The following is a 17349-nucleotide window of genomic DNA, read 5'->3' on the forward strand; positions in this document are numbered from 1 at the left end:
GGGAACGCCTCCGGCGGACCTCATAGGCCGCAAAAAGCCCACCTCACGAATGATGCTCCGCCTGCAGATGAGCGTGCTGGGTCAGCACCCGGCTCGGCAATACGTACCAGATCGCACTGGCGATCTGCAGCACGACGAGGATGCCCCAGGCACTCAGGTGTGCTTCGGCTGGATAGTGGCCGGCGGTAGCCGGCCACAACGACAGCATCGCGCCGACGCCGATCTGGAAACCGAAGATCAGCAAAAAAATAATTAGCGTGAGCGTGGTATTGCCGCGGCCGATCAGATGCGGCGGGAAATGCCGCGCCAGCACGGCATAACTGAGAATGCCGGTGCCGCCGAAGATGCCGTAGGCGGCCCAGAGCAGCCCTGCCGGCAGCGGGGCGCCAAACATGATGAGCAACTGCGTCGCCACGAAGAGCGCCATGCCGATGCCGCAAAACGCATAGAGCGAGACGCCGAGCTTTTCCAGACTGCGCGCCGAGGCGCCGAAACCGATGCAGCCGGCCATCATCGCGAAACCGAGAATCGACACCTGGGCGGCGGCCTCACGAGGCGCGAGCCCCATCACGTCGCGCATCCACGCGCCGACCCACAGCGACTGCATCGCATAGAACACGCCTTGCGTGACGACCGAAAACGACGCAATTTTCCAGAACGCCGGACTTTTGAGGATGTGCCAGGTGCCCTTGAACTGCGTGCCGAGGCTCGCCTGGCGATGCCCGTCGCGCTTATCCGGCGCAAGCGTCCACAAGGCGAGCGCCACGACGACGGTCAGCACGCCCAGCGCGCCGCACACCGTACGCCAGCTCATGAAGGTCAGCGTCCAGGTCAGCGGCGAACCCACGGCCACGCCGCCCAGTCCGCCGACCGCCATCACCAGGCCGTTCATCAGCGGCAGCCGCGCGGGCTCGAAATGCTGCGCCAGCGCCTTGAACGCCGCGCCCAGACACACCGAAACGCCGACGCCGATCAGCAGGCGCCCGAGCATCATCATGCCCAGGCTGTGCGCCGCTCCGAATACCCAGATCCCCGCCGCCGCAAACAGCAGCGTGCCGGCCGTGACCCGGCGCGAGCCGTAGTGATCGAGCAGCACGCCCGCCGGCAGTTGCGCCCCCGCGAAGCCAAGGAAATACAGACTCGTCAGCAGACCGAGATTGGCGGCCGACAGGCCCAGATCGTGCGTGATGAGCGGCGCAAAGCCGAGATTGACACCGCGAAATACATAGGAAACGAAGTAGCCGGCTGAAAACAGCAGGAACACGCGGAGCTGGGTGGACGACATGAGTAATCGGCGGTTTCGGGTCAGACGAAAGCGCTCACGATAAAGGAAAAGGCAAGGAACGGGCGCAAAGACCCTGAAATGAAAACGCCGTCACCACAGGTGACGGCGTCGAAAAACGAGAAGTGATCGGAGCGCAATTCATGCGCTGCCCCCGCAACGCATGTGGCCACTTCCGTGAGAGCCGCTTTGGTCTAATTGCCCTTCTTCGCCTTGGCCGCGGTCTTCGGGCGGCTTGCTGCCGCAGCCTTCGACGCCTTGCTGGACGTGCCCGGGGCAGGCGCTTTCGACGTCTTGCCCTTGGCGGCGCTGGACGCGGAGGATTTGCTGGCCTTGCCCGCGGGATCCGACACCTTGACGACGGCGGTGCGGCCACGACCTGAGCGCTTATCGTAGCGCGAATCGCTCTTCGTGTCTGCGACCTGGGTGCCGATGCGCTCGACGCCACCGCCCTGCACGCTCGTTGCGATGCGCTCCGGGCCCGGCTCGCTCGGCATGGCCTTACCTACAGGAACGTGCAGCACGATAACCTGACCCGGGTTCACCTGATCGCGACGCGTACGGTTCCACGCCTTCAGTTGACCGACCGAAACGCCATAACGCACCGCCAATGCCGCCATGGTCTGCTTGCGCCGCACGCGGATCAGCATCTTGCGCGTGTCGGGGACATCCGGCTCCATGGCGAGGACGGCGCTTTCGGCGACGTCGGCACTGATGTCTTCGTCGGCATCGTCGTCGCTGCGTGGAACGACGATCGTCGAGCCCGGCTTCAGGCGCATGCCGACGGGAATCTTGTTGACTTCCATCAGCGTGTCCGCGTCCACGCCGATCTTCTGCGCGATCGCGGCCGGCGCCGCGCGCTCGGTCACCGTGTAGGTGGTCCACGACGACAGGTTGCCCGAGTACGTCTTCAGATTGTGCTCGAAAGCGCTGGCGTTATCGAACGGCAGCAGGATCTGCGGCTGCGTCGCGCCCAGGATGACCGGCTTCTTGAACGACGGGTTCAGCGAGCGGAACTCGTCAGGCGTCATGTTGGCGAGCTTGGCCGCCACGTCGACGTCGATATCGTGCGCGGTGGTGACCGTCACGAAATACGGGTGGTTCGGAATCGACGGCAGCGTCAGGCCGTAGACCTGCGGGTTCATCACGATGTTCTTCACCGCCTGCAGCTTCGGGACGTAGTTGCGCGTCTCGTTCGGCATGCGCAGGTTCTGATAGTCCGTCGGCAAGCCCGCCGCCTCGTTGCGCGCGATGGCGCGCTGCACGTTGCCCTCACCCCAGTTGTAGGCGGCGAGCGCAAGCTGCCAGTCGCCGAACATGTCGTGCAGGCGCGAAAGGTAGTCCAGCGCGGCACTGGTGGAGGCGAGCACGTCACGGCGCTCGTCCTGCCACATGTTCTGCTTGAGGTTGTAGGTACGACCAGTACCCGGCACGAACTGCCACATGCCGGCCGCCTTCGCAACCGACAGCGCCTGCGGGTTATAGGCGGACTCGATGAACGGCAGCAAGGCCAGCTCGGTCGGCATATGGCGCTGCTCGAGCTCTTCGACGATGTGATACAGATATTTCTGCGAGCGCTCGGTCATGCGCGCGACGTAATCCGGGCGCTGCGCATACCAGTTGGCCTGCATGTCGACGAGGTCGCTTTGCAGGTCAGGCATCTGAAAACCACGGCGAATCCGCGCCCACAGATCGGCATCGGGACTCGTCAACTGATCGACGGAACCCTGGTCGACATTGATCGTTTCTTTGGCAGAGGCTGTATTGCGAAGGGCGTCGGCTACGGCTTGCTGGCTGGCAGGATTGGAAGCGGTGCTATTGCTATTCGTCGTCGGCCCCTGGCTCGCGCACGCGGCGAGCATGAGGACCAACAACGCACTAAAGATAAATCTCATGAACGTCTCGGCTTCCACAGGACTGGAATTTGCTGCCGATAGTACGAAAGCGAAACGTTTACGTCAATCGGAAATATACGAAAAACCTAGGCAAATCTTAGGCTTGGCAGATTTTTCCGAAATTCAAGGTGAACATGCCCCCATAAACCTGGGGGTCAGCGGAACCTGTTCTTCCACTCACGCAACAATGTGAACGCGGTCAAACGATCCGGCACTGTTTCATGCAACTGTTCTGCGAGGGTGGCGTGGATAGCCAGACTATCGGCCCTTAAAAACGGGTTCACTGCCCGTTCGTGGGCGATGGTCGTGGGCAGCGTGGGAACGCCGCGCTCGCGCAGCGCGCTCGCTTCGTCGCGCCATGCCTGCAGTTGCGCATTGTCCGGTTCGCAGGCGAGCGCGAAGCGAATGTTCGACAGCGTGTACTCGTGTGCGCAGTGCACCTGGGTCGAGCCCGGCAGGGCCGCGAGTTCGTCCAGCGACGCCAGCATCTGTGCCGGAGTGCCTTCGAACAGCCGGCCGCAGCCACACGCGAACAGCGTGTCGCCGCAAAATACGTGCGGGGTACCGGCCGGATCGGCCGCCTGGAAGTAGGCAATATGGCCGCGTGTATGGCCCGGCACGTCGAGCACGCTCAGTTCGAGCGCCGGCTCGGCGATGCTCACGCGATCACCCCGCTTCAAACGGTAGGTCAGATGCTCGATCGCCTCGCCGGCCGGCCCATATACGGGCACGTCCTGGCCATTCAGCAGATCGGCCACCCCGCCGACGTGGTCTTGGTGATGGTGCGTGAGTAAAATAGCGCTCAACCGCCAGCCCCGCTTCGCCAGATAGGCGCGAACCGGAGCGGCCTCACCCGGATCGACGGCCACCGCATGGTGACCGTCCGACACGAGCCAGATGTAATTGTCTTCAAACGCCGGGACGGGGACGTACTCGAGCGCATTCATAGGCGACGCAATCTTCAATATGTCTGACCGAACGATTATAGACTGGCCCGCCTGGACCGATTCGCCACCCGGACGTTACGTGCTGGAATGGGAACAGGCGCAGCTCGACCGAGTGGTGTCGGACGTGTTCGGCTACCACGCGCTGCAGCTCGGTCTGCCGCAGCTCGATGCGCTGCGCGAGAACCGCATGCCGTGCCGGGGCCTCGTGCTGGACGCCGCCAGCGGTGCGAGCGCGCCTTATGAATTCCCGCGTGCGGCGGGCGCCGCCGCGCCCGAAAAACATGCGCCACCCGGCCGCAGCGTCGTCTGGTGCGACCTGCTGGACCTGCCGTTCGAGGCGCAGAGCGTCGACCTGATCGTGATGCCGCATACGCTCGAATTCACCAGCGATCCGCACCGGCTGCTGCGTGAGGCCGAACGTGTGCTGATGCCGGAAGGCCAGTTGATCATTCTCGGCTTCAATTCGTTGTCGCTGTGGGGCGCCCGGCAATCGGTCGGCAAGGTGACGGGGCGGCCGTTCGTGCCCGCTGCGCACGACCTGATTGCGTTCACCCGTTTGAAGGACTGGATTAAACTGCTCGGCTTCGACCTTGAACGCGGACGCTTCGGCTGCTATCGTCCGCCCCTCGTCAGCGATCAGTGGCTCGCGCGCTACAGCTTCATGGAAGCTGCCGGCGACCGCTGGTGGCCGATCTTCGGCGCCACCTATATGGTGAAGGCGATCAAGCGCGTGCGCGGCATGCGTCTGATCGGCCCAGTAAAGGTGAAAAAGCCCGTGCTTGCCGCGGGCCTCGCCCCCGCCGCCACCCCGAACACACGCAATCAGAGAAAATGACTTCCGACCTCATCGACATTTATACAGACGGCGCCTGCAAAGGCAATCCGGGCCCCGGCGGCTGGGGCGCGCTGCTGCGCTTCGGCGCGCAGGAAAAGGAAATGTTCGGCGGCGAAGCGAACACCACCAACAACCGCATGGAGCTGATGGCGGTGATCGCCGCGCTCGAAGCATTGAAGCGGCCTTGCAAGGCCGTGGTGCATACCGACTCGCAATATGTCCAGAAAGGCATCAGCGAGTGGATCCACGGCTGGAAGAAGAAAAACTGGATGACCGCGGCCAAGACGCCCGTGAAGAATGCCGATCTGTGGAAGCGGCTCGATACGGCCGTTCAGCAGCACGAGATCGAGTGGCGCTGGGTGAAGGGTCACGCGGGGCATCCGGAGAATGAACGTGCGGATGCGCTGGCCAATCGTGGAGTTGCCTCGCTGGCGGAGATTTGAGACGCGGGCCGGATGCTTGTGCGTGCGCCTTGCACACTTGCTTGCGTCCCGGCTCGCTTCGATCTTCTGCCGTCACCTTTTTCTCAGCCAATTTTTAGAGCAGGCTAATCCGACATGCGTCAACTCATCCTCGATACCGAAACCACCGGCCTGAATGCGCGTACCGGCGACCGCATTATCGAAATCGGCTGCGTCGAGCTGGTGAACCGCCGGCTCACGGGCAGCAACCTGCACTTCTATATCAACCCGGAACGCGACAGCGATCCGGGCGCACTGGCAGTCCACGGCCTGACTACCGAATTTTTGAGCGACAAGCCGAAGTTCGCGGAGATCGCCAACGAGTTGCGCGACTTCGTCCAGGGCGCGGATCTGATCATCCATAACGCACCGTTCGATATTGGATTTCTCGACGCCGAGTTTGCGTTGCTCGGCTTGCCGTCGTTTAGCTCGCAGTGCGGCGAGGTGATCGATACGCTGGTGCGCGCCAAGGCGATGTTCCCCGGCAAGCGCAATTCGCTGGATGCGTTGTGCGACCGCTTCGGCATCAGCAATGCGCACCGTACGCTGCACGGCGCCTTGCTCGACTCGGAGTTGCTTGCGGAAGTCTATCTGGCGATGACGCGTGGCCAGGAGAGCCTTGTTATCGACATGCTCGGCGAAGCATCAACGGGCGGTAGCGAGCATGCGCCGCGGGTGGTGCTTAGCTCGGTCGAGCTGCCGGTGATCGTCGCCAGCGAAGAGGAAATCGCCGCGCATCAGGCCGTGCTCGATGGGCTCGACAAGGCGGTCAAGGGGACCAGTGTGTGGCGTCTTCAACCTGTCGCGGCCGCGGATGAGCAAAGTGCTTAAAAAGTACTTTACGAGCCCTAGATCCTCTGACATAATCTCAATCTCTTCGGGTGGTTAGCTCAGCGGTAGAGCACTGCCTTCACACGGCAGGGGTCACAGGTTCAATCCCTGTACCACCCACCAATATTCAGCCGAAGACTCTGGAAGCACATACAGCGTTGGTTTGGCCGACACCGTTCCAGCAAACAGAGCGCTTCTGCTAAAGCGACACAAAAAAGCCCCGCACTAGCGGGGCTTTTTTTCGCCTACATCCTCCTCCAGCAGAACCCCGCCCCAGTCAGGTCGACCGGCACTGATGAACCCTGATCTGTCCTACGTGCGGTGCGCCACCAAAAGCGGGCGCTCAGCGTTTGACATGAGGGGCGGCCACAAGTGGCCGAAGCCTGCTTGCGGACGTCTCCTCAATGGAAGTGTTTAGTTAGGCCCCAGGTTCGTGGCAAACCACTTCGATGTTGTGCCCGTCCGGACCAATCACGAAAGCTGCATAGTAGTTCGCGTGGTACTGCGGACGCAGACCAGGCGCGCCATTGTCTTTACCACCCGCCTCCAGAGCCGCGCGATAGAAAGCTTCGACTTGCTGGCGATTCTCGGCCGTGAACGCCAAATGAAGATGCGCCGGCTTCTCCTCGGTTTGGCACATGCACAATGAAGCCTTACCCTTTGGGCTAAGCTCGACACCGAGCGGTCCCTCCATGACAACAGCTACGCCGAGCGGTTCGAGTGCCTTGAGGAAGAACGCTTTGCTCGCTGCATAGTCGCTGACTCCGAATCCGACATGGTCAAACATGAGTTCTCCTGAAGTGTGTGGGCCTGCGCAAGGCCTAACCTGGTTTTAGGGCGACAGCCGGTACCGCGTAAGGAGACTGCTACCCGCTGGTGGTCAGGGCGTCCAGAATCCCGCTCGACGCAATATTTTAGCGATCTCGCAAGCCGACGTTTGCGATAGGCCGCTTCTCGCCGAACGAAGCCCAACGCTGCTTTCAAGCGGCATGAGTCACGGGTTCAATCCCTGCACCACCCACCAGCTTCGAGTGACCCGCAAGAGTAAAAGCCCTCAGACGAAAATCTTGGGGCCTTTTTCATTGGCACCCAAGGCTCCAGGCTCATCCGCGGCTATGCCTCTTTTTCTCATCCGCAATATCCTCGAGCATTCTCCGAAGCTTCGGCAGAACATCAGTTGCCACTTCCATTTTCCGGAGTGCAGCGATCGCTTCCTTTTCTTTCTCGTTCCGCCCCGTCACGTCGACGTGCTGCAGCAACAGCACCAGCACATCCTCGATTCGGCCGAGCTGTTTGCCGTAGCTCGCCACATCGAGCGCTGCTTTCTCGACATCAGGATTGGACGAGTTGCCCAGATTGACCGTGTAGGAGCCAACCTGGCTGCCGAACATCGGGAAGTAAGGCATGAACGGACTGATTGCCTGGGTGACAGGCCCGGACAGGGGCAGGTTGACGGCGGCCATCGGATACCTCCATCTACATGTTCGATGAAGGACATTATCAAATATAAAAAACCTTCAACACATTGCGCTTGCCGATATCCGCCAGATGCATTGCGTCGCCCCAACGCCCTCCTCCATTCTTCGTATCAATTCAACCACATCCCCACATCATCCTCTTGCCACCGCAATAAAGCCGCTATATGCTTCAATTTCGGACATCGGCTCCGATCAGCATCTTCTTCACTTCACTCAACACTAAAGGGAGGCATCACATGTTGTTCAGCGTGCACATTGCCACCCTAAACGTGGCCCCGCGACCTTAACTAGTCGCCAACGCAGCGTCGCCATTTCGGCAAGCCTGCGCATTTTCCAGACGGTCTAACATTAGCTCGCCAGGTCATTCTGGCCCGCTTCGGCTGTCTATTCCTATTGCTCCTGAATGGAATCCCGGGGTCTCTACGTCCCCAGGCCGTGACTAATGACTACAAAAAAACTCGACTTTCGCGGACAAGCCTTTAAGGACGTCCTCGGCTTCACCGTTCGCCACTGGCGCGAACAACCCTGGCGTATCTTCGCCGTTACCGGCCTCGTGTTGCTCACGGCATTGGCCGACGTGCTCACCCCGATGTTTGCGGGGCATCTCGTCGACGCCATCGCTTCGGGCGCCGCAAGCAACCCGGCGGCGCGGCATGCCGCCGTGACCGCGTTCGCGATCCTGGTCGGACTCGGTTTTGGCGCCACGCTGCTGAATCAGGGTGTCTACATGAACATCATCGTGCTGACGCTCAAGATGATGAGCAAGGTCTCCAGCCATGCCTTTCATCGGGTACAGCGTTTTTCGACCGACTGGCATGCCAACAGCTTTGCCGGCTCGACGGTGCGCAAAATCACGCGCGGCATGTGGGCGCTCGACATACTCAACGACACGCTGTTGATTGCGCTGTTTCCGTCGTTCGTCATGCTGGTGGGTTCCACCGTGCTGCTCGGCGTGCGCTGGCCGTTGATGGGAGCGGTCGTGGGCCTCGGCTCCGTGCTCTATATCACGGTGACGGCCATGCTGTCGCTCGGCTTCGTCGCGCCTGCCGCGCGTCTCGCCAACGCGTGGGATACAAAAATGGGCGGCGCGCTGGCCGATGCGGTGAGCTGCAATGCCGTCGTCAAGGCATTCGGCGCCGAAGCACGCGAAGAAGTCTTGCTCGCCCGCATCATCGAGAAGTGGCGCCGTCGCACTAAACGCACCTGGGTGCGCGGCACGCTCAATGGCGGCGCGCAGGGTGGCATGCTGATCCTGATCCAGGCGTCGATCCTCGGCTCGGCGCTGTTCCTGTGGACACGTGGCGAAGCCAGCGTCGGCGACATCACGTTCGCGTTGACGATGTTCTTCATGTTGCAAGGCTACCTGCGTGAAGTCGGTATGCACATCCGCAACCTGCAGCGCTCGGTCAACGATATGGAAGAACTGGTGGCGCTCGAAAAGCAGTCGCTCGGCATCGAGGACAAGCCCGGCGCCCGGCCGATCGTGATCGAAAAGGGCGAAATCCGTTTTGAGCACGTCACGTTCCACTATGGCTCGCTCGCGACACCGCTGTACGACAACTTTTCGGTACGCATCGCGCCGGGTGAGCGCGTGGGGCTGGTGGGGCATTCGGGTTCGGGCAAGACGACGTTCATCAAGATGATCCAGCGGCTTTACGACGTAACGGGCGGCCGCATCACGATCGATGGGCAAGACATCGCTCTGGTCAGTCAGGCGTCATTGCGCAGCCAGATTGCGATTGTCCAGCAGGAGCCGGTGCTGTTTCACCGCACGCTGGCCGAGAACATCGCCTACGCCCGTCCTGGCGCGACTCGCGCCGAAGTCGAGCAGGCCGCGAAACTCGCCAGCGCCCACGACTTCATCGTCACGCTGCCGAACGGCTATGACACGCTGGTGGGCGAGCGTGGCGTGAAGCTCTCGGGCGGCGAGCGCCAGCGCGTGGCGATTGCGCGGGCGTTCCTTGCAGACGCGCCGATCCTGATCCTGGACGAGGCCACCTCGAGCCTCGACAGCGAAAGTGAGGTGCTGATCCAGCAAGCGATGGAACGGCTGATGGAAGGACGCACGACGCTCGTCGTCGCGCACCGGCTGTCGACCGTGCGGGCGCTGGACCGCCTGCTGGTGCTCGATAAGGGCAAGATCATCGAGGAAGGCAGCCACGAAGCACTGATCCAGCTCGAGAAAGGCTTGTACCGGAGACTCTTCGAGCGCCAGGCGCTGGAGTTGATCAAGGGTTTGTCCGAGCCCGACATGCGACGCGCAGCGCCTGGCGCCGGCGCGAAGCAGGTCGACGACTCGGAAATGCTGGTGGACGAATAAACGGCCGGAAGATGCGGGTTGCATGACATCCGCATCTAAAGTCTCAGGAAACCGGCGGATGGTTGCCCGGCTCCATCGCGACCACAAGCACTAGCAATGACTCAGGCCGGCGTATGCCAGTACGCCGGCCTTTTTTATCCCGCCAGACCGGCCTCACCCCTTCACAAAAATTTTTTCATCTCATGCTTGACAGTCTATCTATCAGTAGATAAAGTTCAGTCCATGGAAACGACAACGACAGTTCGCGAACAGATCCTGGACCACGCAGTCACGCTCATCATGCTGCGCGGCTACAACGGTTTTAGTTACCGTGATCTGTCAGATCTGGTCGGCGTAAAGACCTCGAGCATCCACTACTACTTCCCGTCGAAAGACGATCTGGTGCTGGAAGCGGTCAACGAGTACAGCAACGAGGTACTGAACGCCCTCCATGCCATCGACGCTTCGTTGCCGGCCGATGCAAAACTCAGCAAGTACGCGAGGCTGTTCGGCAGGACCCTTGGCGACGGCAACCAGATCTGCCTGTGCGGCATGCTGGCTGCGGACATCGAGTCACTGCCCGACAACATCCGACAAGCGGTGCAGGCGTTTTTCAAGGCCAACGAGAACTGGCTGGCGAAGGTTCTGACGCAAGGCGCACAGGAAAAAACGCTGGCGGTAAACGGCAAGCCGGAAAACGCGGCACGCGCGCTCTACGCGGCCTTTCAGGGCAGCGTCCTGGCGAGCAGGCTGTTTCACACCAAGGCTCGGCTCGAAGATGTCGAAGCTTCGGTGAGAATCGCGCGGTAACGCAGTCGCATGAGAGGTGGTACGCCACCTTTTTGTTTGGTCCGTTAATCTATCTTTGAGTAGATAGATTAACGGTAGATGTGAAGCAGAAGCACTCATTGTTATGCCGGCAAATCTATCTAGTAGTAGATAGCAAAACCTAAGCAATCCAACCTCTTTAAAGGAGTCTCACCATGTCCCTCGAAAAAGTTCTCTACCGCGCTCATGCCCACGCCACCGGCGGCCGCGATGGCCGTGCCGTGGTACCCGCAGGCAATCTCGACTTCAAACTGACCACGCCCAGGGAACTGGGCGGCGCGGGTGGCGAAGGCGCCAACCCGGAACAACTGTTCGCCGCCGGCTACAGCGCGTGTTTCCTCGGCGCGATGAAGTTCGTCGCCGCACGCGACAAGATCGCGATCCCGGCGGACGTCTCGATTGACAGCAGCGTCGGCATCGGCGCGATTCCGAACGGCTTCGGCATTGAAGTCGAACTGAAGATTTCGCTGCCCGGCATGGCGCGTGAAGCAGCGCAGACGCTGGTCGACAAGGCCCATATCGTCTGCCCGTACTCGAACGCGACGCGCGGCAACATCGACGTCACGCTGACGATCGTCTAACCCACAGCAGCCAATTACACAAACCGGAAACCATCATGAAGACCTTCAAGCCCATGCTGCTCGCCGCTGCCCTTGCCGTCAGCACAAGTTTTGCCGCCGCTGCTACTCCGGCAGCCCCCGCCACGCCCGACCAGGTGACGAGCCAATTCCTTCACGCGCTCAACAGCGGCACTGGACCGGCCATCAACACGCTGACTCCGGCGCAAGCGCGCCAGGTGCTGGTCGGTGCGCAGAACAGCGTCAAGGTCGATCTGTCGGGTATCGACGTGTCGAACAAGACCATCGAGCAGGACGGCATCACCGTGCCGATCACGATCGTACGGCCGCAGGGTGTCACGGGTACGCCGCCGGTCTTCATGTTCTTCCATGGCGGCGGGTGGATCCTCGGCGACTTCCCGACCCACGAGCGTCTGGTGCGCGACCTCGTCGTGCAATCCGGCGCGGTGGCGGTGTTCGTCAACTACACACCTTCGCCCGAAGCGCGCTATCCGGTGGCGATCAACCAGGCCTATGCGGCAACTAAATGGGTTGCGGCACATGGCAATGAAATCGGTGTCGACGGCAGCCGTCTCGCGGTGGTCGGCAATAGCGTGGGCGGCAATATGGCGGCGGTCGTGTCGCTGATGGCGAAAGACAAGAAAGGTCCCGCGATCCGTTTTCAAGGTCTGATGTGGCCGGTCACGGACAACAATTTCAGCGACGGCTCGTACAACGCCTATCCGGAAGGTCACTTCCTGACTCGTCCGATGATGAAGTGGTTCTGGGATGCGTACACCAAGGATCCGAAACAGCGTAACGAGATTTACGCGTCGCCGCTGCGGGCTTCGCAGGATCAGTTGAAGGGTCTGCCGCCGGCGCTGATTCAGGTTGCCCAGTTCGATGTGCTGCGCGACGAAGGCGAGGCCTACGGCCGCAAGCTCGACGCAGCAGGCGATGAAGCGACCACGGTGCGCTACAACGGCACGATCCACGACTTCGGTCTGCTCAACGCACTCGCCGAAGACGCGCCGACCAAGGCGGCGATCAAACAGCTCGCCAACGAGTTGCAGTCGCGCCTGAAGTAAGCATCAGGCCTGGCGCAACGAGGTATCGAGGGCTCGCGCGGCAACCCGGTCGCCCTCTGTGGCGAGTGCCGCGCGAAACACCGTTTGACGGTTATGTCCGGCTGCCGCCGGGGAATCCCATAGCAACTCGACCTTGGGACGCCGGTGCAGCCAGCCGGTCTGCGCTGCGGCCCGCGGCGCTGCCGAAGCGGAGGCCGTCGACGCGGTGGCCGGCGCCCCGCCCGCGTCGAGCACCGCAGCCGGCGCTGCTAGCGGCGTGGCAACCGCATCGCCCTGACCGTCCGGCCAGCGCACCGACAGTTCACGCGCGTCGTACTGGCCGAGCTTGCGGCTTTCCACCCAGACGACCACCGTACGCGTCACCGGATCGACGGCAATCGCATAGCGGCCTATCGCAAAGCGGCGCGCCGCGACATTGGTGCGCCACAGCGCCCGCGGCCGACAGATCCACAACACTGCGGCATACAAAGCCGGCGCCGCCACCAGCCAGCCGTTGGTTGCCGCCACCGCGTGCAGTGCACGCCGCCCGCCGGCGCTCCAGACGAAGGCGCCCACCGAGAAAACCGCGAACAGGAACCCAAGGAAAGCGAACAGACGCAGCGCCTGACGCAGCCATTGCGGCAGCGGATGAAACGGCCGCTCGGCCTGGGCGCGTGCGCCCGGCAGAAAGATCAGCAGAAACAGGAAGACGAGGTTGATACAGGCCCACGGCGACGAAGCCATCGCGGCCAGCGACGACACGATGGCCATCTGCGACATCGAAAACAGCCACCGAGTCAGAATCACGAGACCGATGGCCCGCAGCGCGAAAATCGTTCCGGCGCCAGGCGCCGTGTTCGCACGCGTCTCTTTCGTTCTCGCCAAGGCATCCTCCTGTCGGTGACGACGCCGCAGCCAAATTTGCGGCAGGGCCATTATAGGGATATTACCGAGGCGGCTCACGGTTCCTCCCCCCAAAACGCCACTTTCAGAGGATTCCCGGCCAAATGCGCGGCGCGCATGCAACAACGCCCTGCGTGCTTGACACACGCAGGGCGTTGTTGGAGCTCGCAGTGCCGCCTGGCGGGCGGTGCAGGAGCGGTATGGCTTCGAGCCGTTAGCTCGCGTTGACTTCGCGCAGCACCGTGCGGCGCTTCTGGCGCAGCAGTTCTTCGTACGAGGCGACGTAGTTCTGCGCCATCACCTTCGACGAGAAACGCGCTTCGAACGCCTTGCGCACCGTTTCGCGCGGCAGCGTGTTCAGACGCTTGACGGCGGCAACGGCGCTGATTTCGTCTTCGACGACGAAGCCCGACACGCCGTGCTCGATCACTTCCGGCACCGAACCGCGCTTGAAGGCGATGACCGGCGTACCGCAAGCCATGGCTTCGATCATCACCAGACCAAAGGGCTCAGGCCAGTCGATCGGGAACAGCAGCGCGTGGGCGTTGCCGAGGAATTCGGTCTTCTCCGCTTCGCTGATTTCGCCGATGTACTCGACGTGCGGCAGCGACATCAGCGGCTTGATGACTTCTTCGTAGTATGCGCGGTCAGCCTTGTCGAGCTTGGCGGCAATCTTGATCTTCATGCCAGCCTGCTCGGCGATGCGGATGGCCGTGTCGAGACGCTTTTCCGGCGAGATACGGCCGAGGAACGCGAGATAGCTCGGCTTGACGTCGGGGATCGGCTTCAGCAGGTTTTCCGGCAGGCCGTGATACACGGTGGACAGCCAGTTGGCCTGTTGCAGCGGCAGACGCTGATTGTCCGAGATGGACACCACCGGCACGTCGCTGAACGCGTTGAAAACGGGTTGCAGTTCCGGCAGGTCGAGACGGCCGTGCATCGTGGTCAGGAACGGCACCGGCTGGCGTGCAAACAGCGAGAACGGGTAGTAATCGATGTGGAAGTGCAGCACATCGAATTCGTCCGCGCGGCGGCGCACTTCTTCCAGCAGGAGCATGTGCGGGGCCATCACGTCGCGAATCGTCGGGTCGAGGCGCAGTGCCTGCGGCCAGAATGCTTCGAGCTTCGCCGAGGTGATCGAATCGCCGCTCGCGAAGAGCGTCACATCGTGTCCCTGTTCGACCAGTGCCTCGGTCAGGTAGGACACTACCCGTTCCGTTCCACCATACAGCTTAGGGGGAACCGCCTCGTGCAACGGAGCGATTTGAGCGATTCGCATAGAGAGAACTCCTCGTAAAAAATCAGGCAAAAGTACTGCGGTTTGTTAAAAGCGACTCGCTTTGCTCGCCTGGCCAGTCGGGCCGGCTGATGCCGGCTCAGGCCTGTTTCGTTCGAGAAATCCTGCGATGGATCGCTTGGTAAGGATGCCCAGACTGATCATCGTCACCAGGCTGTACATGTGCCATAAACGCACATGCGTCAGACTCGTTGACAAACTGTCAGATATTTCGTGGGACGACCGAGCACGCATTATGGATGCCGGGAATCCCGCGCGGCGCACAACATTTCAAACACTTTACGTTGTTACAAAGCGGAAACACTTTGCAAACCCTTGTTTTATAAGACAGTTCTACAGTAAGGGCTGGCCTTGGCGCGCGGTCTGCAAGCTGAATTTTTGCAAATTCTTCCGTCCATGTTTCCAGCGTGCCGCTCTTTGGCGCGCCGTCGCGCGCTGAATGGCTTTTGTAATTATATCTCGAAATTATTCCGCAATCTGTATGAACCACGGCCACGAGACGCGGTCGAGCAAACAGGTGTTGCGGATGCCCATCGCGAAATCAGTCGCGTCCCGTTGCCGTTCGAACACGGCGGAATGCCTTTTGCGTGTTTACAATGCGAGCATCTGCCTTTTGTGGCGATGCGTCCCGTGGCCCATGCCGTTGCATGACATAACCTGAAACACACCGACCACACGATCAATTGGAACATCTCACCATCGCCCAGCGTAATGCCCACAACGCAAAGCTCGCGAGCTATGCGCACAGGCCGCTTGCGTTTCTTTTTCGCTATATCCGCCGCCACCCGCTCGCCCATGCGACCGTCCTGTGCAGCGTGTTCGCGGCAGTGGGTTGTGCGCTCGCCTCTCAATACGCCATCAAGCATCTGATCGACGTGCTCGGCGAAGGCCGGCACCATCCCGGCCCGCTGTGGGGAGCGTTCGCCATCCTTGTCGGCCTGATCGCCGCCGACAACCTGCTGTGGCGGGTCGGCGGCTGGGTCGCCGCGCACACCTTCGTCGCCGTCACCGGCGACCTGCGCCGCGATCTGTTCCAGTACCTGAGCGGCCACTCGCCCACGTATTACTCGGAAAAGCAGCCCGGCATGCTGGCGAGCCGCATCACGGCCACCTCGAATGCGGTCTACACGGCTGAGAACACCACGGCCTGGAACGTGCTGCCGCCGTGCATCGCCGTGCTCGGCGCGATTGTCATGATCATTGCCGTCAACCCGCTGATGGCGGCTGGCCTGATGCTCTGCTCGGCGATCCTCTCGGTGGTGCTCTACAAACTGGCCGGGCGTGGTTCAGCGCGTCACCATCACTTCGCCACCAAGGCGGCGTCGGTCGACGGCGAACTGGTCGACGTGATCAGCAACATGGGCCTCGTGCGCGCCTTCGGCATGACCCTTCGCGAGCAGGCGCGCTTCGGCTCGACCGTCAAGGCCGAAATGGACGCGCGCCAGCAAAGCCTGCTCTACCTGGAAAAGCTGCGCCTGCTGCACGCGGTCATCACGGCCATGCTGTCGGCCGGCCTGCTTGGCTGGGCGTTGTGGTTGTGGGACCAGGGCCGGGCGACCTCGGGCGACATCGTGCTGGTCAGCTCGCTCGGCTTCACGATCCTGCACGGCACCCGCGACCTGGCTGTCGCGCTCGTCGACGTCACCCAGCACGTCGCGCGGCTCGCTGAAGCGGTGCGCACGCTGCTCGAGCCGCACGGCATGCCGGACCGCTCGGACGCTGTGGAACTGGTGCCGCAAGGCGGACGCATCGACTTCGAAAGCGTCACGTTTGCATACCCGCGCCGCCGGCCGATTCTCGATCACTTCGAGCTGCACATCCCGGCCGGCCAGCGAGTCGGGCTGATCGGCAAGTCGGGCGCGGGCAAGTCGACCGTGCTGTCGTTGCTGCAGCGTTTCTATGAAACGCAAGGCGGTCAGATCAAGATCGACGGGCAAGACGTCGCCGCGATCACGCAAGACAGCCTGCGCCACGCGATTGCCGTCGTGCCGCAGGACATCGCCCTGTTCCATCGCACCGTCTACGAGAACATCGCCTACGGCCGTCCTGAGGCGAGCCGCGACGAAGTGCTGGCAGCGGCTCGCGAAGCGCGCTGCTCGGACTTTATCGAAGCGATGCCGGAAGGCTACGACACGATCGTGGGCGACCGCGGCGTGAAACTCTCAGGCGGCCAGCGCCAGCGCATTGCGATTGCACGCGCCATCCTCAAGAACGCGCCAATCCTGCTGCTCGACGAAGCCACCTCGGCGCTCGACAGCGCCTCCGAAGAAGCGATCCAGAAAGCGCTCGACCGGCTGATGGTGGGCCGTACGGTGGTCGCTATTGCGCACCGTCTGTCGACGCTGAACACTTTCGACCGCATCATCGTGATGAGCTCAGGCAAGGTGGTCGACGACGGCTCGCCCGAAGAACTGCGCAACCGGCCGGGGCTGTATCGAGACCTGCTGGCGAAGCAGCACGGTAAGGGCACCACGCTGCACGCCGGCGGCAAGAAGGTCGACGAACAGCACGTGGTTTGAGAGCGAGCGGCGGCCTCCAGAGCGCTGTGAGCTGTGGGGCGTGAGCCACGAGCCGCAAGGGCCAGCCTCAATGAAAAAAGCCGCTTCATGGAAGCGGCTTTTTTGTCTTCAGGGAAATGGCTGCGAATGAACCCGGCCGCCCCTGTCTTA

15 protein-coding genes and 1 tRNA gene are annotated in these 17349 nt (G+C 61.8%); 9 read left to right on the forward strand and 7 right to left on the reverse strand.

What is annotated here, in order from left to right:
* Window positions 1-43 precede the first annotated feature (43 nt).
* The 3 genes from AC1ECK_RS12940 to gloB all read right to left on the reverse strand — a co-directional run bounded on the left by AC1ECK_RS12940 (window position 44) and on the right by gloB (window position 4124).
* The gene (locus AC1ECK_RS12940; RefSeq protein ID WP_480319600.1) at window positions 44-1285 is read right to left on the reverse strand and encodes an MFS transporter; all 1242 of its coding nucleotides are present in this window, start codon (window positions 1283-1285) and stop codon (window positions 44-46) included.
* A 191-nt stretch (window positions 1286-1476) separates the two neighbouring features.
* Window positions 1477-3177, reverse strand: coding sequence for a transglycosylase SLT domain-containing protein (locus AC1ECK_RS12945; protein WP_480319602.1), 1701 nt, complete (start codon window positions 3175-3177; stop codon window positions 1477-1479).
* Window positions 3178-3332: 155 nt separating this feature from the next.
* A complete protein-coding gene (gloB, locus tag AC1ECK_RS12950; protein ID WP_480319604.1) occupies window positions 3333-4124 on the reverse strand; it encodes a hydroxyacylglutathione hydrolase in 792 nt (263 codons plus the stop codon).
* A 19-nt stretch (window positions 4125-4143) separates the two neighbouring features.
* Here gloB and AC1ECK_RS12955 point away from each other — a divergent pair, with 19 nt between their 5' ends.
* The 4 genes from AC1ECK_RS12955 (at window position 4144) to AC1ECK_RS12970 (ending at window position 6374) form a co-directional block, all read left to right on the forward strand.
* Window positions 4144-4959 (forward strand): class I SAM-dependent methyltransferase, encoded by an 816-nt coding sequence (locus AC1ECK_RS12955; protein WP_480319606.1) that lies wholly within the window; start codon window positions 4144-4146, stop codon window positions 4957-4959.
* Window positions 4956-5402, forward strand: coding sequence for a ribonuclease HI (gene rnhA, locus AC1ECK_RS12960; protein ID WP_137953914.1), 447 nt, complete (start codon window positions 4956-4958; stop codon window positions 5400-5402). The genes AC1ECK_RS12955 and rnhA overlap by 4 nt, the downstream gene beginning before the upstream one ends.
* Window positions 5403-5516: 114 nt before the next feature.
* Entirely contained in the window at window positions 5517-6251 is a 735-nt protein-coding gene (gene dnaQ, locus AC1ECK_RS12965) for a DNA polymerase III subunit epsilon (protein ID WP_480319608.1), read from the forward strand.
* A gap of 48 nt (window positions 6252-6299) precedes the next feature.
* Window positions 6300-6374: transfer RNA gene (locus AC1ECK_RS12970), tRNA-Val, on the forward strand.
* A gap of 295 nt (window positions 6375-6669) precedes the next feature.
* On the opposite strand, the gene AC1ECK_RS12975 is transcribed toward AC1ECK_RS12970, so the two are convergent.
* Together AC1ECK_RS12975 and AC1ECK_RS12980 are read right to left on the reverse strand one after the other, a co-directional pair.
* On the reverse strand, window positions 6670-7038 hold the full coding sequence (locus AC1ECK_RS12975; protein ID WP_480319610.1) for a VOC family protein: 369 nt from the start codon (window positions 7036-7038) through the stop codon (window positions 6670-6672).
* Window positions 7039-7354: 316 nt separating this feature from the next.
* Window positions 7355-7714 (reverse strand): hypothetical protein, encoded by a 360-nt coding sequence (locus tag AC1ECK_RS12980; protein ID WP_480319612.1) that lies wholly within the window; start codon window positions 7712-7714, stop codon window positions 7355-7357.
* Between the two features lie 457 nt (window positions 7715-8171).
* Between AC1ECK_RS12980 and AC1ECK_RS12985 the strand changes: the two genes are divergently transcribed.
* The 4 genes from AC1ECK_RS12985 to AC1ECK_RS13000 all read left to right on the forward strand — a co-directional run bounded on the left by AC1ECK_RS12985 (window position 8172) and on the right by AC1ECK_RS13000 (window position 12501).
* Complete coding sequence (locus tag AC1ECK_RS12985) at window positions 8172-10049, forward strand: ABC transporter ATP-binding protein (protein ID WP_480319614.1); 1878 nt, start codon at window positions 8172-8174, stop codon at window positions 10047-10049.
* A 222-nt stretch (window positions 10050-10271) separates the two neighbouring features.
* Window positions 10272-10838 carry a TetR/AcrR family transcriptional regulator gene (locus AC1ECK_RS12990; protein WP_480320119.1) on the forward strand — a complete coding sequence of 189 codons (567 nt, stop codon included), beginning with the start codon at window positions 10272-10274 and terminating at the stop codon, window positions 10836-10838.
* Between the two features lie 173 nt (window positions 10839-11011).
* A complete protein-coding gene (locus AC1ECK_RS12995; RefSeq protein ID WP_480319616.1) occupies window positions 11012-11437 on the forward strand; it encodes an organic hydroperoxide resistance protein in 426 nt (141 codons plus the stop codon).
* Between the two features lie 35 nt (window positions 11438-11472).
* Window positions 11473-12501: an alpha/beta hydrolase gene (locus AC1ECK_RS13000; RefSeq protein ID WP_480319618.1), complete on the forward strand. Its 1029-nt coding sequence runs from the start codon at window positions 11473-11475 to the stop codon at window positions 12499-12501.
* A 3-nt stretch (window positions 12502-12504) separates the two neighbouring features.
* Here the strand turns inward: AC1ECK_RS13000 and AC1ECK_RS13005 are convergent, their stop codons facing one another.
* Window positions 12505-13365 carry a hypothetical protein gene (locus tag AC1ECK_RS13005; protein ID WP_480319620.1) on the reverse strand — a complete coding sequence of 287 codons (861 nt, stop codon included), beginning with the start codon at window positions 13363-13365 and terminating at the stop codon, window positions 12505-12507.
* A 232-nt stretch (window positions 13366-13597) separates the two neighbouring features.
* Window positions 13598-14662 carry a glycosyltransferase family 4 protein gene (locus AC1ECK_RS13010; protein WP_480319622.1) on the reverse strand — a complete coding sequence of 355 codons (1065 nt, stop codon included), beginning with the start codon at window positions 14660-14662 and terminating at the stop codon, window positions 13598-13600.
* A 701-nt stretch (window positions 14663-15363) separates the two neighbouring features.
* Here AC1ECK_RS13010 and AC1ECK_RS13015 point away from each other — a divergent pair.
* Entirely contained in the window at window positions 15364-17199 is a 1836-nt protein-coding gene (locus AC1ECK_RS13015; RefSeq protein ID WP_480319624.1) for an ABC transporter ATP-binding protein, read from the forward strand.
* The last annotated feature ends 150 nt before the right edge of the window (window positions 17200-17349 follow it).

It is taken from the genome of Paraburkholderia sp. SSBN10T, from assembly GCF_056619545.1.

Coding starts and splice junctions, on each gene's coding strand:
- AC1ECK_RS13010 (WP_480319622.1), bottom strand. CDS start 14,662: ATGCGAATCGCTCAAATCGCTCCGTTGCACGAGGCGGTTCCCCCTAAG.
- AC1ECK_RS13000 (WP_480319618.1), top strand. CDS start 11,473: ATGAAGACCTTCAAGCCCATGCTGCTCGCCGCTGCCCTTGCCGTCAGC.
- AC1ECK_RS12990 (WP_480320119.1), top strand. CDS start 10,272: ATGGAAACGACAACGACAGTTCGCGAACAGATCCTGGACCACGCAGTC.
- gloB (WP_480319604.1), bottom strand. CDS start 4,124: ATGAATGCGCTCGAGTACGTCCCCGTCCCGGCGTTTGAAGACAATTAC.
- AC1ECK_RS12955 (WP_480319606.1), top strand. CDS start 4,144: ATGTCTGACCGAACGATTATAGACTGGCCCGCCTGGACCGATTCGCCA.
- AC1ECK_RS12980 (WP_480319612.1), bottom strand. CDS start 7,714: ATGGCCGCCGTCAACCTGCCCCTGTCCGGGCCTGTCACCCAGGCAATC.
- AC1ECK_RS12975 (WP_480319610.1), bottom strand. CDS start 7,038: ATGTTTGACCATGTCGGATTCGGAGTCAGCGACTATGCAGCGAGCAAA.
- rnhA (WP_137953914.1), top strand. CDS start 4,956: ATGACTTCCGACCTCATCGACATTTATACAGACGGCGCCTGCAAAGGC.
- AC1ECK_RS12945 (WP_480319602.1), bottom strand. CDS start 3,177: ATGAGATTTATCTTTAGTGCGTTGTTGGTCCTCATGCTCGCCGCGTGC.
- dnaQ (WP_480319608.1), top strand. CDS start 5,517: ATGCGTCAACTCATCCTCGATACCGAAACCACCGGCCTGAATGCGCGT.
- AC1ECK_RS12940 (WP_480319600.1), bottom strand. CDS start 1,285: ATGTCGTCCACCCAGCTCCGCGTGTTCCTGCTGTTTTCAGCCGGCTAC.
- AC1ECK_RS12985 (WP_480319614.1), top strand. CDS start 8,172: ATGACTACAAAAAAACTCGACTTTCGCGGACAAGCCTTTAAGGACGTC.
- AC1ECK_RS12995 (WP_480319616.1), top strand. CDS start 11,012: ATGTCCCTCGAAAAAGTTCTCTACCGCGCTCATGCCCACGCCACCGGC.